The 15,564-nt window shown below is 59.0% G+C and carries 22 protein-coding genes; 13 read left to right on the forward strand and 9 right to left on the reverse strand.

Going from position 1 to position 15,564, the window contains the following annotated elements:
* Window positions 1-130: 130 nt before the first annotated feature.
* The 10 genes from GO014_RS09480 (at window position 131) to GO014_RS09530 (ending at window position 5,676) form a co-directional block, all read left to right on the forward strand.
* Complete coding sequence (locus tag GO014_RS09480) at window positions 131-298, forward strand: hypothetical protein (protein WP_157290118.1); 168 nt, start codon at window positions 131-133, stop codon at window positions 296-298.
* 9 nt (window positions 299-307) lie between these two features.
* Window positions 308-1,612, forward strand: coding sequence for a hypothetical protein (locus GO014_RS09485; protein ID WP_157290119.1), 1,305 nt, complete (start codon window positions 308-310; stop codon window positions 1,610-1,612).
* A gap of 4 nt (window positions 1,613-1,616) precedes the next feature.
* Window positions 1,617-3,344: a hypothetical protein gene (locus tag GO014_RS09490; RefSeq protein ID WP_157290120.1), complete on the forward strand. Its 1,728-nt coding sequence runs from the start codon at window positions 1,617-1,619 to the stop codon at window positions 3,342-3,344.
* Between the two features lie 293 nt (window positions 3,345-3,637).
* On the forward strand, window positions 3,638-3,850 hold the full coding sequence (locus GO014_RS09500) for a hypothetical protein (RefSeq protein WP_157290122.1): 213 nt from the start codon (window positions 3,638-3,640) through the stop codon (window positions 3,848-3,850).
* A 125-nt stretch (window positions 3,851-3,975) separates the two neighbouring features.
* Window positions 3,976-4,269 carry a hypothetical protein gene (locus GO014_RS09505; RefSeq protein ID WP_157290123.1) on the forward strand — a complete coding sequence of 98 codons (294 nt, stop codon included), beginning with the start codon at window positions 3,976-3,978 and terminating at the stop codon, window positions 4,267-4,269.
* A complete protein-coding gene (locus GO014_RS09510) occupies window positions 4,253-4,552 on the forward strand; it encodes a hypothetical protein (RefSeq protein ID WP_157290124.1) in 300 nt (99 codons plus the stop codon). Before GO014_RS09505 ends, GO014_RS09510 begins: the two co-directional genes overlap by 17 nt.
* Window positions 4,549-4,788: a hypothetical protein gene (locus GO014_RS09515; RefSeq protein ID WP_157290125.1), complete on the forward strand. Its 240-nt coding sequence runs from the start codon at window positions 4,549-4,551 to the stop codon at window positions 4,786-4,788. The genes GO014_RS09510 and GO014_RS09515 overlap by 4 nt, the downstream gene beginning before the upstream one ends.
* The gene (locus GO014_RS09520; protein ID WP_157290126.1) at window positions 4,785-5,078 is read left to right on the forward strand and encodes a hypothetical protein; all 294 of its coding nucleotides are present in this window, start codon (window positions 4,785-4,787) and stop codon (window positions 5,076-5,078) included. Before GO014_RS09515 ends, GO014_RS09520 begins: the two co-directional genes overlap by 4 nt.
* On the forward strand, window positions 5,075-5,497 hold the full coding sequence (locus GO014_RS09525; RefSeq protein WP_157290127.1) for a hypothetical protein: 423 nt from the start codon (window positions 5,075-5,077) through the stop codon (window positions 5,495-5,497). Before GO014_RS09520 ends, GO014_RS09525 begins: the two co-directional genes overlap by 4 nt.
* Complete coding sequence (locus GO014_RS09530; protein ID WP_157290128.1) at window positions 5,494-5,676, forward strand: hypothetical protein; 183 nt, start codon at window positions 5,494-5,496, stop codon at window positions 5,674-5,676. Before GO014_RS09525 ends, GO014_RS09530 begins: the two co-directional genes overlap by 4 nt.
* A gap of 1,776 nt (window positions 5,677-7,452) precedes the next feature.
* On the opposite strand, the gene GO014_RS09540 is transcribed toward GO014_RS09530, so the two are convergent.
* The 4 genes from GO014_RS09540 to GO014_RS09550 form a co-directional block, all read right to left on the reverse strand.
* On the reverse strand, window positions 7,453-7,836 hold the full coding sequence (locus GO014_RS09540; protein ID WP_157290130.1) for a hypothetical protein: 384 nt from the start codon (window positions 7,834-7,836) through the stop codon (window positions 7,453-7,455).
* Between the two features lie 476 nt (window positions 7,837-8,312).
* Complete coding sequence (locus tag GO014_RS09545) at window positions 8,313-9,806, reverse strand: alginate lyase family protein (protein WP_157290131.1); 1,494 nt, start codon at window positions 9,804-9,806, stop codon at window positions 8,313-8,315.
* Window positions 9,807-9,968: 162 nt separating this feature from the next.
* Window positions 9,969-10,301 (reverse strand): sunset domain-containing protein, encoded by a 333-nt coding sequence (locus GO014_RS19745; RefSeq protein WP_484482002.1) that lies wholly within the window; start codon window positions 10,299-10,301, stop codon window positions 9,969-9,971.
* Window positions 10,274-10,711: a hypothetical protein gene (locus GO014_RS09550; RefSeq protein WP_246204530.1), complete on the reverse strand. Its 438-nt coding sequence runs from the start codon at window positions 10,709-10,711 to the stop codon at window positions 10,274-10,276. Before GO014_RS09550 ends, GO014_RS19745 begins: the two co-directional genes overlap by 28 nt.
* Before the next feature lie 126 nt (window positions 10,712-10,837).
* On the opposite strand from GO014_RS09550, the gene GO014_RS09555 reads away from it, so the two are divergent.
* The 3 genes from GO014_RS09555 (at window position 10,838) to GO014_RS09565 (ending at window position 11,960) form a co-directional block, all read left to right on the forward strand.
* Window positions 10,838-11,335 carry a hypothetical protein gene (locus GO014_RS09555; RefSeq protein ID WP_157290133.1) on the forward strand — a complete coding sequence of 166 codons (498 nt, stop codon included), beginning with the start codon at window positions 10,838-10,840 and terminating at the stop codon, window positions 11,333-11,335.
* Window positions 11,336-11,369: 34 nt separating this feature from the next.
* The gene (locus GO014_RS09560; protein WP_157290134.1) at window positions 11,370-11,549 is read left to right on the forward strand and encodes a hypothetical protein; all 180 of its coding nucleotides are present in this window, start codon (window positions 11,370-11,372) and stop codon (window positions 11,547-11,549) included.
* A 195-nt stretch (window positions 11,550-11,744) separates the two neighbouring features.
* Entirely contained in the window at window positions 11,745-11,960 is a 216-nt protein-coding gene (locus GO014_RS09565; protein ID WP_157290135.1) for a cold-shock protein, read from the forward strand.
* Window positions 11,961-12,020: 60 nt separating this feature from the next.
* Here the strand turns inward: GO014_RS09565 and GO014_RS09570 are convergent, their stop codons facing one another.
* From GO014_RS09570 to GO014_RS09590, 5 genes are all read right to left on the reverse strand, one after another.
* Window positions 12,021-12,779, reverse strand: coding sequence for an SOS response-associated peptidase (locus tag GO014_RS09570; protein ID WP_157290136.1), 759 nt, complete (start codon window positions 12,777-12,779; stop codon window positions 12,021-12,023).
* Between the two features lie 2 nt (window positions 12,780-12,781).
* A complete protein-coding gene (locus GO014_RS09575) occupies window positions 12,782-13,093 on the reverse strand; it encodes a hypothetical protein (RefSeq protein ID WP_179952951.1) in 312 nt (103 codons plus the stop codon).
* Complete coding sequence (locus GO014_RS09580; RefSeq protein WP_157290138.1) at window positions 13,094-13,480, reverse strand: hypothetical protein; 387 nt, start codon at window positions 13,478-13,480, stop codon at window positions 13,094-13,096.
* A 1,329-nt stretch (window positions 13,481-14,809) separates the two neighbouring features.
* Window positions 14,810-15,238: a thermonuclease family protein gene (locus GO014_RS09585; RefSeq protein ID WP_246204532.1), complete on the reverse strand. Its 429-nt coding sequence runs from the start codon at window positions 15,236-15,238 to the stop codon at window positions 14,810-14,812.
* Window positions 15,235-15,483, reverse strand: coding sequence for a helix-turn-helix domain-containing protein (locus tag GO014_RS09590; RefSeq protein ID WP_157290140.1), 249 nt, complete (start codon window positions 15,481-15,483; stop codon window positions 15,235-15,237). Before GO014_RS09590 ends, GO014_RS09585 begins: the two co-directional genes overlap by 4 nt.
* Window positions 15,484-15,564 lie beyond the last annotated feature (81 nt).

The following is a 15,564-nucleotide window of genomic DNA, read 5'->3' on the forward strand; positions in this document are numbered from 1 at the left end:
GACATCTGCTGAACACCGGCGAACGGGCGAGAACGAAAACGGATACTAAGTCATTGTAATATAAGGCTAAAGTTGCTTTATCGGCAGATTTGCCCTAGAATGAGCGAACACCAGAATTGAGGTTCGCCAAATGAAATCGAAGCTCGACACCGCCCCCGCCCTCGATGAGCGCATCAGTCTTGTGCTGCCCCTAGATCTGAAGGCTCGGCTTTTTGAGATTGCATCCCGCAAACGCCTTCCGGCCTCGCATGTGGTTCGCGAAGCGATCCATCACTACACGACTGAACACGCAGCGTAGGGGGTAGTCATGGCAACCCGTCCCCTCTTTGGCGATAACGGCTTTTTCGGAAACCCGTTTGCCCCTCAGGTTTCCGGTCCTTCTGTGCCGATGCCTCGCCAGCAGGGCGGCATGGGTCAGATGCCAACCACACAGCGACCCCAGCGCATCGGGCAGATGCTCGGTTGGGGCGACAACCCGCTCTACCAAGCGTTCGATAGCAATCGAAACGCCCTGATTATGTCAGGCATGGCCATGCTCGATGGCGACATGACCGACGCCTACCGGGCGTATGCGCAAGGCTCGATGCTCGACAACCAGGAGGCAGAGCGCAAACGTCAGGGTGAAATGGCGACACGCTACGCTGAGCTACTTCGCGGTTGGGGTCCAGAATACGAGCAATTTGCATCGGGCATTGAAACCGGGGCTTTTGAGCCGGGGCAAGGCTACCTCTCTGCGCTCGAATACCAGCAGGATTTGAAAACGCAGGCTGCTCAGCAGCAGCAGCTTGCCGGAAATGCGCAGTTCTTGCCGGAGGGGCCATGGCGTGACGCCTACATGGGCGGCGCTATCGACTTCATGGATGCGCACAAGTGGTCACAGGGCGGCGGTGAGCCTGAAATGACCGACACCCAGACCAACCTAAGTTGGCGCGCTCAAGAGGCCGGTCTGGTTCCCGGTACGCCAGAATATCAGAGCTTCATTCTCAGCGGGGGCAGTGGGGGCGGAGGCCTCTCCATCACCTCTGATGGTCGGGGCGGCTTCTCGGTCACTCAGGGCATGGGCGGAAAATTTAACCAGACCGTAGATGGCGGGATGGGTGACGAGTTCGTCAAAATTCAGCAGGACGCATTGTCGGCAGTTACCGGCCTGCAAACCCTCGACGCCATGGAACAGGCAATGTCAGACCCCAGCTTCTATTCGGGCTTTGGGGCTGAGCAGCTCATGGGCTTGAAGCAAGCCGCCGCCGCTATCGGGATTGACCCCGAGGGCGTGACCTCGATGGAGTCTTTCAGGGCATTGAGCAACAAGGCGGTGCTTGATGCCATGGGCGGTTCGCTCGGAACCGGCGTTTCCAATGCCGACCGTTCGTTTGTCGAGGCCCAGGTTGCCCAGTTAGGAAACACCCCGGCAGGCAACGCGCAAATCATCAGCATTCAGCGCGCCCTCAAGGAACGCCAAATCCAGATTGCCGAGATTGCCGACCGCTACCGAGCGGCCAATGGAAACATGAATGGCTTCGCCACCTACCTCGCGCAGTGGGCAGAGGCGAACCCGCTATTCCAGCAGGCCGGGGGAAATGCCGCCGATCCGCTCGGGCTCTTTGGGGGCTAAGCCAATGGCAATGACCCTTGAGGACTTCAAGCGCCAGAATCCGGCATATGCCCAGACCCCCGACGACCAGTTGGCGGATGGGCTTTACCGCAAGTTCTACGCCGACAAGATGGACCGGGCCGACTTCGACGCCATGGTGCAATTCCAGCCATCTCCACAGGCCCGCTATGACACGGCCTTGGGGAAGGTGCGCCAGTCGCAATTCCCCGACATGTCGGATGAGCAGTGGCAGGACTATAGCGGCAAGTTCTTTGCCCCAGACATGCAGGCTCAGGGTCAGCAGTCCACCACTCTCGGCTTTGGCGATGAAATCAGCGCGGCTATGGGCGGGCTCGGTGCCCAGGCGCGCCAGTGGACCGGAGGCGGCGGGGGCGGCTTTGGTGAAGCCTATGGCGACCTCTACGAGCTTGAACAGGCCCGGCTAGAGCTTGCCCGGCAGAACAATGGCGCAGCAGGGACGGCGCTGGAGGTTGCAGGGGGCCTTGCAACCATGGGGCCTGCCCGGAGCGCCGCAGGCGCGTTACTGGCGCCAGCGGCCACGACCGGCGGACCTTTGCGTCAGATCGCTCAGGCCGCTCCGTCTGCCATGTCGGCTGGGGGTGTCTATGGGTTCGGATCAACGGACGGCGACATCGGACAACGCGCAATCGGCGCTGGCGTGGGTGCTGGAATTGGTGCGGCCGGCGCTATGGCAGTGCCAATTGCTGGCAAGCTCATTCAAGGCACCGCCCGCAAGATTGCCCAAATTCCGATTAACCAGGCGAACAAGGCCGCGCTGTCCCAGGCAGTCACCAATGCCCCATCGGCTGCGTCCATTAAGGCTGGATCAAAGGCCGCATATAAGGCCGCTGAACAGACCGGGGCGACCATTGGCCAGCCCGCAATGCAAATCCTGGCCCATGACATTGACCAGTTGGCACGGCTTCAGGGTTTGGTCATGCCGAGCGGCAAGCTCTCCACGGCTTATCCGAAGGTTGCCCATGCGATCCGGTCAATCCGGGAATATGCACAGGGGCCGGTTTCCATCGAGCAGGCGCAGACCCTATTGCGCTCGCTCCGCACGGCTCAGAAGTCGATTGACCCAGACGAGGCCCGGCTTGGGTCCATGCTTGTCGACCAGTTCGAAACTTTTCTCGACAACCTGCCGCCCAACGCTTTCTCAGCAAACGGCCAGAAGTCGGGGCAGGCAATCCAGCAATGGGCAAAGGGCCGCTCGGAATGGGCGCGGTCCAAGAAAGTTTCGACGGTCGAAAACATCATTGCCGACGCCCGGCTAAAGCGCGGGGACTATGCCCAGAACCTTCGCAACGGCTTTGGCGCAATCCTGAAATCCAATGCCGCCAAAAAGCGCCGGGGTTTCACTGCTGCCGAGCTACAGGCAATCGAACGCTTTGTGCAGGGCGGGCCGATCGAGGAGCTATTGCAGCGCCTCGGTTCGGGCTCCGGCATTCCTGGAGGCTTGCTGGGTGGGCTCACGGGCGGTTGGGCGGGCGCCATGGCAGTCCCGGCAATCGGGATGGGGGCGAGGGCTATTTCCCGCCGTGGTGCCCAGCGTGGCGCAGACCTCTTGCGCGCCCAGGTGGCGACCCCTGGCGGCCTTCCTCCCATGCGTCAGCTACCCGCACCTACCCCCATGCCTCGGGTTGGTGCCCCGGCCAGTGTCGGTGCGAATGTGCTGGCAGGCGAACCGCTCCGCATCGTGGTCAACGGCGCCGGTTCATACAGGGGTTAATCTGAATTGCCGAAGAACCAGCCAGGAAATAGCCCCGCAAGCCCAACACCCAGCCACAAGGCACAGGGCACCGGCAAAAGCGCAGCCCAAAAACCGCCGAGCTGCCAAGCGGCAAACGAGGCCGCAATGGTTGCCACGGCTGCAATGGCCACAATGCGCCAAAGCAGTGCCGGTGAAGTCAGCGGCCTGTCGGGAACACGGCGAAATTCACCGTTCGAAAGCTCAATGCTTTTGGGTTCATCCATGCCGAGCACGATACCCGCAAACCACATTTCCGACAATTGGGGGCTCGAATGACCGAGACTGAGATTGTCCTAGCAATCAACACCATGCCGCTCGGGCAGCGCCTCGCCTTCGTTGAAGAATGGGCGCAGGGCGCGGCCGAAATGCGGACTTTCACCCCGCAAGACCCGCTCCGCGACATTTTCACAATGCAGCGGGCTTTGCTCAGCGCATTGGTCATTGCCGATGGCATGGGCTTTGGAAGCCAGTCATTGAGTGGGTGAACCCTTCGGTTGATCCGCTTTCGGCCATCGCCCAGGTGAAATCCATCGCGGCCTGGCTGCTCGACAATCCCGATTTCCAAGCCGCAGCCGGTGGCGCTGCCATCACGGTTCACTGAGGGGTCGAGATGGCAACCCACCTTCGCAGTCGTCTTTTCTGGCTTGAGCAGACCAGCAGCGGTCCTATTGGCCGCTTCATCGCGGTCAGGGGCGTAGATAGTTATGCCGATGCCATGTCGGTGCTGCGCAACCGCGGGATCGTCGTCGGACGCTACGATATCGTCTCTAATGAGCCCGGCGCGATGCCGCCTGAGGTGGATATGGTCGAAGCCACTATGTCCCCCGAATGCTGGGTGGAGCTTCTGTCCGATGAGGCGGCAATGAATTCAATCAAAGGAAATCAACATGACCGCGCTGCGTAACCGCCTCCGCTCGCTGGAAAATCGTGTTGCTCCCTCCACCATGCCGATGCGGGTTTACGGCCTGGTGGGTGAAGGAGACGAGGCAGAACTGGCCGATTTCATCCGGTCAGAAGGATGGGCGTTCGACCCTGACACCGACATGATTATCCACCATGTGCCAATGGAACCGGATTATCGGGACGGGGTGTTGCTCGGGGCCAAACCATGCAGCGTCCCAGAGTTGAGCCGCATTCGGTTCACCCAGGAACCCAAGAACCCTGCATGGCGATTGGAGGCGGCATGACGAGCGCGCTCCGTACCCGCCTGGACCGAATAGAGAAGCTCGGCGGCGACGCCATGCAGCGGTATATTGCTTCGCTGTCAGAGGAAGAGCTTGAGGCCCGGTGCGAGGAACTGTCCGCGCGTCTCCGGGGCGAGCTTGAGGCCAACGGGCACGATTGCACCGGGTTGGACAACAACCAGTTGGTTGCGCTTGCCCAGAGCATTGATCCGACATGGCCGAAAGCGGGGGCACGATGACCAACATCGCCACTCGTCTCGCCAAGCTTGAAGCTGAAATCAAGCCGAACGCTGAAGGACGGCAATTCACCTTCTCCGGGGGCGCCCCTGACGCTGACCTGGAAGCCTTCGCCCTAACCTTTGGAGTGACATTGACCGACAAGGACAAGGTAATCCACCACACCCTATCCGCTGGCGCTGAGCATGTCGGCAAGCTGACCCTGGCGCACTGTAGCGAAGAGGGTGTGATGCTCGACTACGCCTTCAAGTACGCCAGATCCATCATGCCGCTTTATGAGGACGACCAATGAGCCGTGGTGGGGCAAGGCCAGGTGCAGGCCGTCCGGTCGGAAGCGTAAACCGACGCACCGCCGAAGTCATTGCCGAGGCCATGGGAGCAGGCAAGACGCCGCTCGAATTCCTGCTCGAAACCATGCGGGACGAAGAGCTCGACCACAAGGACAGGGCATGGGCGGCAGAAAAGGCAGCGCCATTCATGCACCCCCGCCCGGCGCCCATGGAGCGCACTGTCTCACTTGATCTGCCCGATACGTCCACGGTCGAAGGGATCGACAAGGCCCTCGATGCAATCATTGCCGCCATGGGCAAGGGCGAACTCTCACCGCAAGAGGGTCAGGGCTTCATCACGGCCGTCGAAACGCGGCGCAAGGCTATTGAGACCGGTGACCTGCTGACCCGCATAGAGGCGTTGGAGGCAACCAAGCGATGACTAGTCTCCGGCAGCGTCTTGCCCGCCTTGAGGCCCACGATGATCCGGACACGGACTATTTCATCAGCGACGAACCCGAAGGCGAGGCACCAGCAGTGGGGTCGTACGCAATTGGTCCGGAAATGTCGGGTGACGAGTGGGCGCGCTCATATTGCGACCAGGCAGAAGAGGCGAGTTAGATGGCGGAAATCTCCCGAGACCTCATCAATACCATCATTGCCGAAGCGGGTGGCGAAGGCGACGAGGGCATTATCGCAGCGACTTGGGCGATTGCGCAGCGAGCAGCAGCGCGCGGTCAGACCATGGACCAAGTCATTCGATCCGGATTTGACGGCTACACCAATCCCGGTTCTGGGGCGGTGAAGTCACAGCAAGACCCGGCATTGCGCCGAAAGGTTGAGAGCATCATTCAGGGTGTGCAAGGCGGAACGATCCCAAACCCAGTACCACGTGCTGATCATTTCCTCTCCGGTGATGTCATGCCCTCCTGGGCAAAACAGATGGACCATGTAGCGACGATCAACGGGCATAGGTTCTATGCTTCGGGTCAGGTGCCCGAGAATGCTATTGGAATCCCGCTCCCGCCTGGCCAAATCCCGAACACGGTAGCAACTGCACTTGATGTTGTTCCGCCCCGTCGCGTCGCCCCTGTCACCCCTACGCCCTTGCCGCCCATGTTGGCAGCGCAGCGCAATCTGCAGCCCGTCACGCAGAACACGGCCTCTCTCTATGCCGGGATCTATCCTCCAGCACCTCCAAAAGCCCCGGTCACAGACAAAGACCTGATTTTTGACCGTGGCATTGCCGATACGATTGAGCGCTCCTTGGCCGGGCAAGACCAGAACCTCGCCACCATCCTTGAGCGTCGAATTGCCGAGGCTGGGCAAAAGGCCCCCATGTCCACGGCGGCAATCTCATACGCGGGGCAGGAGCGCGGTTCAGCAACCGCCCCAAGAGTGGGGGCGACGGCTCAACCTCAACGACTTCCCGAGTTACCACCGTCTCAGGTTGCCTCACCGCGAATGGTCTCGACCTCGATGCAGCGGGCGGCAAATGCTGTGGACCCTCGCTTGCAACAGGCCTTGGAGCAGAGCGCTCAGCAGGCGTCCACGGTCGATTCCTCTATGCAGCGCGTGGCGAGTGCAGCAGATCCTGCACTGCAGCGAGCGCTTGAGGCCCGCAGCGCGCCCGGTGTCGGGTTGCCTCCTAGCACTCGGTCAGTCGCGTCCGTCCCTATGCCCGCATCCATGCCACGCCCAACCGGTCCGGCACTCTCCCGAGATAGTGTCGCGCAGTCTCGATTGGGCAATGAGACGGTGCAACGTCTCGGCCCTACCGCATTCGCCAAGCCATCGTTGCCGATGCCTAAGTTGCCCGCGATCCCCAATGCCATTCCCGGTCCGGCCCGCGTCCCCCAGGTTGCCGATCGGCTGCCCGCCGGCACATGGGAAGTCCCACAAAAGACGTTGGCGGCAACGGGAGTTGTCCCGCCTGCCGTGCCTGACGTTGGTGTGGCCTCGGCAATGTCAGTGGTTCCAGGCTTCCCGCCCATGCCCCGCCCTCGCCCCCTGCGATCCGGCGTCAATGTCCAGATGCCTACCCCAATGGGTCAGCGCCCGACACTGCCCATGCCACGAAGCGGCGGACTAGGGGCCATCTTCGCAATGCCCACGCCGGTTTCGCAGCGTCCAAACCCCAATGCTCTCCGGGTCCAAGTCAACGGAGCGGGAAGCTATGGCGGCGGTTCGTCGGGCGGTTCGTCAGGTGCACCGATCAGTTTCGCCGGCACACATACGGGCCGGAACTACAATCCAGGGCAACGGTATTCGATGGGTGGTGACGTGTACGTGGCCAACGCCAACGGCAGCTTTACCAACGAGAGGACAGGCCGCACGCTGGTGGGGTCTAGTCAGAGATAAGTGGAGCTGGCAGGAACTCCGCCAGCTCCAAGCCTGTTAGGCTTTTGTGAGTAGGTCGCCCAGCAATGTCGGTACCGACTGTCGATTGCAGATAGGATCGAGGCTATGACGAAGATCGGTTTCAATGGCCACCCGCTGAACGGGATCGTCAATCCTGTAGATACCAACGTGCGTAGCACCGGCCTTCAAAGCACGTTTCAGCCCGTCATGGTTGACGGTACCGGAGTTGAGGCGATCTACGAGGGACTCCGTCTCGCCAACATACAAAGCGGTGTGTTGACTACCTCCGTTGGGAAGAAGCGTGCTCACTCGACTAAGGATGTAGACGGCTGATACCGGATTAAACTCGGTCCAAGCCAATTCGTACAGTTCGCAGAGAAAGTGACGGCCGGATTGGCCGTACCAGTTGATAGTGGACATATAAACGGTTCCTTATATGGAACCGATGAGGCCTTGAACGCCAGCACGGAATCTGTAGAATGACGCTGTGCACAAAATCGAGCCCTCACCGGCTTAGGTATCCAACAAACCGGCTTCGCGTTCGTACCGCGAGGCCGGTTTGGCCTTTCTGGGAATCAGATAGGCTGGCGTTAGGATAACCTGATTCATGTTCACGGCAAAACAGGCCGTTCACGACCCGTTCTTGTTCGGCCTGCTGGCGGCTTCGGCTGAGCTTAGCTTGTCGGTTGGGAAACACTTAAGTGGCATCATGCGTGATTAGGTGGACCACCGCTCCACCAAGTAGAGCGATCAAAGCTCTGGAATGATTGGAATATCCTTCACGGTTCCACAGCCTCCCCATTTGTATCCCCACTTGGCAGGCGCTGGTGGGGCCTGAAACCTAAACTTTTGGCACGTGGCACGAAGTCGAGGCAGGTTCGGCCGTTTGGGGGTTGTTAAGGCGCGGAGACCGGCAAAAGGGTAGGCATCGTTGAGCTGAAGCAACCTGACATATAGCCCATCCAGTGAGAGCCCACTGCGAAGCGGGTCGAATGGTCATGCAGCATGGAGGGAATGGTCAGGGGCTGCTCGCCCGCCGCACTACACCACCAGTCGTCGGATTTACCGTCGGCGATGTGCCCCTCACTGCAGATTACAGGGTCCAGTTCTGTTCCCCTGATTGCCTCGATATTTTCGTGATCAGGAAACCGTTCGGCGTAGGCCGGCAGCCAGCTGAAATATCCTTCGAAGAACGTTGCATAGGGTGAGTCAGGGCTACCAGGGGATGCATGGTTGACCTCTGCGTAGTTACGGACCAGGTCATAGTCGCCCCAGGCTTGGACCGCAAAGGCCACCGCGTCGTGAATAGTTTGATCATTCGACCCGGCCACGTCGTACAGGTCGACCCCCTGCGCTCTAGACACCTCGGCCAAGGCATGCAGATGGCTGAGCTGAGCGCCGGTATAATGCAGGGATCGGGCGCCGCGCTGCGTCTCGGTGGGGAAGCTGCCATCATTGCGCATGGACGAGAGTGACGCCTGCCAGCGCTCGATGCCCTTCTCGAGCATGACGCGGTCGCCGATTAGCGAACCAAGGGCGACAATAGGCATAGTAGCGGCCACAGCGTGATTGCGCGCCTCCTTATTGAAGCGATCAACCTCTGGGCCATCATGCTCCACGACGAAGTTGTAGTGGTTTGCGCGATCATAAAGCCAGTCTATGATCTGAGCATCATCTGCTGGATCGACCTCCACCAGTTGTCGGGCTGTGGCGTAATTGACGATCATTGGTGTGAGGACGACGTTTGCCATCCATGCCACGCCATCGAAATCCTCACTTCCAGAACGACGCGGAACGGGAGTCTGTAGCGCATCTGCCTGAGCCCAGTTCAGCACAGTGTCTACGATTTGTTCGCAGGCGCGATCCGAGCTAGCGAGGCACTCCATACCCGACATCACCAATTTTTCGGCCATCGGTGACATCCAATCCTCACCGTCCGAGATGTAACCGCCAGTGGTAGCCTCTTCAGTGAATTGTGTAACGGGCGTTTCGCTTCCATCTAGGGTTGGCAGGTTCAGACGATTGCGACAGTGGCGCAGCCGTACCGGCTCCCCTTCACCTTGCAGATAGCTTCGCCTTGCCACTGGATCTGTAACCACCAAGCCTGGCTGAGAAGTCGTGCGAGCACCGGGCAACATTTGGTGCAACAGCTGAATAGAAGACCCGCTCAGATCTTCAGTAGGGGGCAGGCCCTGGTCTACTCGAACCGCGTTTAAGGCGGTGCGAGACTTGCCACCCCAGGCCCCATCTATTGGCCCCGGATCTTGTCCAAGCTCCAATAGGGCCTCTTGCGCAAACTTCACCGTGTCGTTCGCGATCACTGGCACAATCGCTGCAGCATAGAGCGCCACTATGCCGAAGCATTTAGAGGTGACTAGAAAGTCTTTCATCCGCAGATCCTCCCCGTGCTGAGATGCTGACTTGGAGAGTGACTAGAGTCAACTAGTATTCGATGCACACCAGAAGGTGGCGCCGCAGTCCGGCCCTCAGAGCAAATTGCGCGGGAATAGGTGCGCCATGGTCTTGCTCTAGGCTATCTCACGCTTCAGTGGTCACACCTTGGATTTTCTCCAACCCGCCGCACGAGCCTCTTCCTCAGAGCAAAACCACCGTTCGCCATGTGATGGGCTGATGCGGGTGTCGTTGTAATACTTCTGCCCAGGCACGTGGTAGATGCGCTCACCCTGCGTGCTGACATTGCCTTTGATGTTGCATGCGCGGCTGTCCTGGCCCGTAGCGGGAACCGCGACAGCAGCCAGAGCGAGGATTGCCAAGGCAACGCATTTCGTTCGCAATATGCGGTCCTCCTCCAATTGTGTGAGGCGACCGAAGTCGGCCGCCCCATCTGGTCGTGCAATTAGCTCGCGGCGAAAACAATGCCGCAATTCTTGACGCGGTTCACCTGTTCAATGGCCTGCATCTCACCCTTCAACCGAGCTACTTCAGCCGCGTCGGCTCCGTCACCCTTCATGAAGAACAGCGCGGGCCAGAACAGCACAACGCCTACTGTTGTCATAGCCGCGTCCTGGCCGCGATTCGATTCCTGCTTGCCATAGGCGGCGGCGGCGCGCGCCGAGACGCCTTCGGCCTCGTTGCGCAGTTGCTGGCAAGACAGGTTTTCATAGAGGGTCGTGGAAACGTATGCGGGTGCAATGTCCTTGGGCGGCGTAGCGCACGCGGCCAGCATTGAGACCGCGCCAAGCGCGATGACAGAATTCTTCAACATGGAAAGTCCCCCAAATTTATGCGGGCAGATAAGCATCCCAAAGGTCTGACGGACAAGGATTTTGTTCATCTTTCGTTAAGCCTTGGGATTTTTCCCAATCTGGGGGCGTGTGTGTGCTGAACGCCCGGGTCTTGACTCACCGGCTATGCAAGCGGGAGAACAAAGAAAGAACAATGTTGCCTTTGGCTTGTGAATATGCCCGCCGACACCCTCAAACAGATGGGCTCAATTTCCCTCAGGTTTCGCTGTGAGCCGTGCGGCCGAAATGGGCAATACCGAGCTGATCGGCTCGCTGAGCTTGTTGGTGATGTCGGGTTGCCTGAAGCGATGGTGGTGCTGGCGAAGCTCGGGCAATGCCCACGCGCGCTAAATCCGCCCTCGGTCAACAGCACCAGTTACAACCAGGACAAATGCCAGATACGGCGCGACACGCCCGCGCCGTCTATGCCCCCAACCGTGGGAAAGGCCATGCACGAAAGATGGCGGGGCTTCATCCGGTGCGAGAGGCACCACCAAGGGCTGAAGGCGACCAAGCCGTGCGGAGTGGAGGCAGAGCTTGACTTGCCCACGCTGGTGGCCGCTCTGGGCTATGATTTCGAGATTGCGAAACTCAACGCGAAACTGACGGCGCCATGCTGCGGAAGCCGGAGTTTCGAGCTGACCTGGTACCGACCAACTCAACAGGCCGCCTAGTGCATTTGGGCCGCTCTTGGAGTAGGCTCGGGTCATGAAATCAGACACCACTCCAATAGAACGAGCATTCGAACTGGCCCGCAGCGGCAAATGCCAGTCTTTCAGTGAAATCAAATCGGCGCTGAAGGCGGAAGGATATGATACCGCGACCCTAACCGGAGGCGCACTTTCCAAACAACTGCGTCAGCTCATGGCTGCCAGCGCCCGGTCGTAGAATTGTGTGCCTTGCCACGAACACTATTGGGTGGGATAAGGCACTATACGTTTTCAGCCCAAGTCGGCTGCCTCTTGCCGGTAGATACTGGTCCTTGGCTCACTGATCCACTTTGCGAACGTTTGTAGGCCCTCTTGCATGTTGCGGAGGGGAACGCTCGCTTTGCTTCGGCTCCGAGCTTTAAGGAAATAGAAAATGGCAACCGTTACCGGTACAGTAAAATTCTTCAACACAACCAAGGGGTTTGGCTTCATCACCCCTGACAACGGCGGCAAGGACCATTTCGTCCACATCTCCGCTGTCCAGAATTCGGGCGTCGATGGCCTTTATGAGAACGACAAGCTCACCTATGAGGTCGAGACTGGTCGTGATGGCCGTGAGTCCGCCATCAATCTGATGCTGCAGAAGTAACGCCCACCTCTGCGTGAATGAGAAGGTCACCAGATTGGTGGCCTTTTTTTGTTCGCGTCGCTAGGCGGCCTGGTCCTGTTTCTTGCCTACCGCCACGATTTCCAGCACACCGTCAGGCAATGGCCGCTGTAGCTTGATGGCTTCCTCTTTCGGTGCGGTCAGCCAAGTCTCGATTTCGTCTGGCTCGGTCAGAATAACCGGCATCGCCTTCATATGGATTGAGCCCACCACATCATTGGGCTGGCATGTCAGGAAGCCGAACAGGTCTGTGGTTTCGAGGCCGGTTTTGACCTTGCGCACGCTGGTCCAGTCCTTGACCCAAACTCCGGCGAAGAATGCGAGCGGGCGGCTTTCATCAAAGGCAAACCAAGTGTCACCCTTCTTCTTGCCGTCCTCGAAAGTGTTGTCGAACTCCGAAAAGCTGGTGAAGGGCACGACGCATCGGTTTTCAACGCCCATCCAGCGATTCCAATGGCTATTCCAGCGGGTACCGTTGAAGATGTTGCGGACATTGGTCGTGCCGCTGTCAGGCTCCATTTTCAGAAGCTCGTCAAAGTCCACGTCCTTGCCCTTGGCCCGGAGCTTATCAGCGCGGCGGCTGGCAGCGTCGTAGAGTGCCTTCTGACTTGATGGCAGGCCCCAGCGGACCTTTGCCAGTTCCCGGCCCTCTGGCGTGTTCCTGACGATAGGTGCGGGGTAATCTGGAAAGATGCCCGGCTGTGGCTCAAGGTTGTCCAGGCCGGATTGAATGCGCTTGATGTCCCGCACCATCGCGGCAATGGCGGAGCGGTTGCTGGTGTGGCTGTAGAGGTTGCACATGCCTAGTTCTCCGGGACCGGATAGCCGAAGCGTGCCAAAATGGCGTCAATGTCGGCACGTTTGCCTGGATAGATGTCACGGACTTCAAGAAGCAACGCCATGGTGGTCTCAAAGGCGCCGAGTGCATTTTCCTTATCGTGGCCGGCGTGGAAGTCGGTGCTGTGCGACTGCAGGGCCGCGGCGCACCGACGAATGAACTGACTGCATTCCTTGTCCGGCATAACATGCAACGGCAGCGGACTGAATTCCCCGGCGTCGTCCTTGATTTCTGATCCAAGGAAACGAAGCGAGATGGAGTTGGGCACGCGCACCATCTATTTGCACTCGGGCCAATACAGATCGCCGTCGAGGATCATAAAGTGCCCGGGCTGGTTTTCCGTGACGCGCTCAGAGATGTCGAACATGGTGTAGGCAAAGCTTTTCGCATTCTCATTGTCGGGGATATAGGCTGCGCGACTGCGAATGCCCGTACCGCCGCTGGTGGTCGTGTACCGCGTCGTTTCGCCATTGATCGTCAAGTCGAGGAAGGGAAACTCACTGAAATCGGCCATCGCAGCGTCTTCAGGTGCCACGGGCAAAATTTGGTTCCAGCCGGTCGCACCTTCCACATCTTGCCGATAAACCGTCGTCTCCGAACAGTTTAGCGCCGCCTGAGCCGAGGACGACATCAGAAACGATATGAGGATAACCGCGCCGCGCATTTCAAGAACCTCCCCCTGTGAATCGTGAGCATAAGCGCGACTCTGCGGTAGCGCCAAGCTCCCTATGGTGTTGCACTACCCACACTGGACTGGACAGGAGGCGACAATGCCCAAGTCATGGTTAGTGCGCGGCGCGGAGTCTGCCGACCGTGCCCGGCGCCGAATGCAGCTCTTGGGCGTCACGCCCAACGGGCACCCGCTTTGGGAGCCATGGGAAGTGGAGCCGGTCATTGGGCGATACCCGGACTACCGGTCCATATTTCCCGTGCTGGACCGTCGCACCCATCCCGCCGTTTACAACAAGGCCGGGCGACTGGGCATCACCAAGCCGCGCGGACAGCCCTGGTCCGAGAACGAGATATTGCGGCTGAGGAAGGTCTATCCGAAAGGCACAAGGGCGGAGATTGAGGCCGCATTTCCGGGAAGGTCATACAACGCCATCGCGAAAATGGCGAATGCTCGGGGAATTCATAGGGCGCCAAGGCCTTTGAAACCGACCGGGCACCGCCTGCTTGACCAGGTGCTTGAGCGCGCCCGAAAGATGAACCTGTCCAGATCAGACTTGGACAGCATGGCGCGGTCCAAGCGGTACTTTCAATCATCGGCATGGAAGCGCCGCGCAGATGTAGCGATACACTGCAGAGCTGCCGTGGTGCTAGGGGGTACCATTAGGGCTGCTTTCCCATGACCCGCGCCAGTGCATATACCGCGCACGAGGTTTATTTGATCACGCGTCACTTCCCCAACGTTGAATTGATCCTTTCACTGTTGCCGCACCGAAACAGAGCGGGGATATGGCGAAAGGGCTATTCACTAGGTCTAAAAAGACCGAATGCATTTCTGGTCGCTTGAGCAAGACAATATCATTCGTCGGCTCCATCCAGACATTGGGGCCATCAGGCGAGCTTTGCCTGGCCGGAGTGAACAAGCCATCAGGAAACGCATCAGGCGTCTCGGGATGCCTATAAGAACTCGCAGTTGGACGTCAGATCGAAACAGTGTGTTGATGCAGCTCGCACCGAAACTCAGTGATATTGAGATTGCTCAGTGCCTAGGCAGCACGCGGATAGCCGTCGCGTGTCAACGCCGCAGATTGGGCCTGCTTCGGCGTGCCAAACACGACAAGATTAAGTTGCAGATTGTAAAGGACATTCGCAACGAGGCCGCTAGGCAAGGTATAACTCTAAAAAGTCTGGTGAAACCGGCGTATGCGGGCATATTTTGCCCGTCTGCGTCCTTGAGCAAGATCTCATGGCGGACGGTTGCGACAGCCGTGGACGTTTTGGCTGGTGACCTCTACGTCGAGTGGGACAACTGACCGTCAACTGGTCAGCACCAGAACTCTCGACCATTCGGCCAGCGCCGCGCCAAACCCTCGGCAATGAGAATGTCACCTACATCACGCCCGCTAATCCGGATGGTCGCCAGGGTGCGCCCGTACCGGTCTTCGCCATGCATCTCGACGGTGAACGGGTTCTGGTTGAGCAATTCGCGTAACCTTGCGCTGGCACGGTGAGCAAGGTCGACCTCCGCCCTTCCCCCGCAAATGTCATTGTAGGGTTCGGGCGTGTCGTAGGATTCCAGCCTGAGGTTGTGACCCTCAAGCCAAATGGTATCGCCATCGACAATGCAGGTGTGCCGGACGCCGCCGCACATTGGGAAGTTTACCCGCCACTCCTGAGCTTGAACGTACGAAGCGCTCCCGGCCGCAATCGACAAGGCGCAAAGCAAGTTTCGGAGATGGATGCCAAGTGTCATTCGGGCGCATCCTGGCGCTTTGCCCATCGAACACCGGCGCCACCACCATTCTCGGGAATGAACTGAATTCCCCCTGCTGCCAGCGTCGATTCCACCTTCTGTATGGTGTCGCCTGCGCTTTTGCCGGTCCCCGCCGTTTCCATGCGCTTGATGGTGGGCAAGGACACGCCGGACTTTTCAGATAGCTGAGCCTGAGACCATCCCAATAGAGCGCGGGCGGCTCGCATTTGATCTGCAGTCATCATTCCCTTGGATTCCTTTGTGATACCTTTTGTATCTAAAATTGTACCAAAGGTGTTGACAAGCGATTAATGGCCATGTGATAC

The sequence above is a fragment of the Devosia marina genome (assembly GCF_009758415.1).
Taxonomy (GTDB): Bacteria; Pseudomonadota; Alphaproteobacteria; order Rhizobiales; family Devosiaceae; genus Devosia; species Devosia marina.

Excerpts from the sequence above, each read along its gene's own strand:
- GO014_RS09480 (WP_157290118.1), top strand. The coding sequence starts at position 131 with ATGAAATCGAAGCTCGACACCGCCCCCGCCCTCGATGAGCGCATCAGT.
- GO014_RS09485 (WP_157290119.1), top strand. The coding sequence starts at position 308 with ATGGCAACCCGTCCCCTCTTTGGCGATAACGGCTTTTTCGGAAACCCG.
- GO014_RS09490 (WP_157290120.1), top strand. The coding sequence starts at position 1,617 with ATGGCAATGACCCTTGAGGACTTCAAGCGCCAGAATCCGGCATATGCC.
- GO014_RS09500 (WP_157290122.1), top strand. The coding sequence starts at position 3,638 with ATGACCGAGACTGAGATTGTCCTAGCAATCAACACCATGCCGCTCGGG.
- GO014_RS09505 (WP_157290123.1), top strand. The coding sequence starts at position 3,976 with ATGGCAACCCACCTTCGCAGTCGTCTTTTCTGGCTTGAGCAGACCAGC.
- GO014_RS09510 (WP_157290124.1), top strand. The coding sequence starts at position 4,253 with ATGACCGCGCTGCGTAACCGCCTCCGCTCGCTGGAAAATCGTGTTGCT.
- GO014_RS09515 (WP_157290125.1), top strand. The coding sequence starts at position 4,549 with ATGACGAGCGCGCTCCGTACCCGCCTGGACCGAATAGAGAAGCTCGGC.
- GO014_RS09520 (WP_157290126.1), top strand. The coding sequence starts at position 4,785 with ATGACCAACATCGCCACTCGTCTCGCCAAGCTTGAAGCTGAAATCAAG.
- GO014_RS09525 (WP_157290127.1), top strand. The coding sequence starts at position 5,075 with ATGAGCCGTGGTGGGGCAAGGCCAGGTGCAGGCCGTCCGGTCGGAAGC.
- GO014_RS09530 (WP_157290128.1), top strand. The coding sequence starts at position 5,494 with ATGACTAGTCTCCGGCAGCGTCTTGCCCGCCTTGAGGCCCACGATGAT.
- GO014_RS09540 (WP_157290130.1), bottom strand. The coding sequence starts at position 7,836 with ATGTCCACTATCAACTGGTACGGCCAATCCGGCCGTCACTTTCTCTGC.
- GO014_RS09545 (WP_157290131.1), bottom strand. The coding sequence starts at position 9,806 with ATGAAAGACTTTCTAGTCACCTCTAAATGCTTCGGCATAGTGGCGCTC.
- GO014_RS09550 (WP_246204530.1), bottom strand. The coding sequence starts at position 10,711 with ATGAACAAAATCCTTGTCCGTCAGACCTTTGGGATGCTTATCTGCCCG.
- GO014_RS09555 (WP_157290133.1), top strand. The coding sequence starts at position 10,838 with ATGCCCGCCGACACCCTCAAACAGATGGGCTCAATTTCCCTCAGGTTT.
- GO014_RS09560 (WP_157290134.1), top strand. The coding sequence starts at position 11,370 with ATGAAATCAGACACCACTCCAATAGAACGAGCATTCGAACTGGCCCGC.
- GO014_RS09565 (WP_157290135.1), top strand. The coding sequence starts at position 11,745 with ATGGCAACCGTTACCGGTACAGTAAAATTCTTCAACACAACCAAGGGG.
- GO014_RS09570 (WP_157290136.1), bottom strand. The coding sequence starts at position 12,779 with ATGTGCAACCTCTACAGCCACACCAGCAACCGCTCCGCCATTGCCGCG.
- GO014_RS09575 (WP_179952951.1), bottom strand. The coding sequence starts at position 13,093 with ATGGTGCGCGTGCCCAACTCCATCTCGCTTCGTTTCCTTGGATCAGAA.
- GO014_RS09580 (WP_157290138.1), bottom strand. The coding sequence starts at position 13,480 with ATGCGCGGCGCGGTTATCCTCATATCGTTTCTGATGTCGTCCTCGGCT.
- GO014_RS09585 (WP_246204532.1), bottom strand. The coding sequence starts at position 15,238 with ATGACACTTGGCATCCATCTCCGAAACTTGCTTTGCGCCTTGTCGATT.
- GO014_RS09590 (WP_157290140.1), bottom strand. The coding sequence starts at position 15,483 with ATGATGACTGCAGATCAAATGCGAGCCGCCCGCGCTCTATTGGGATGG.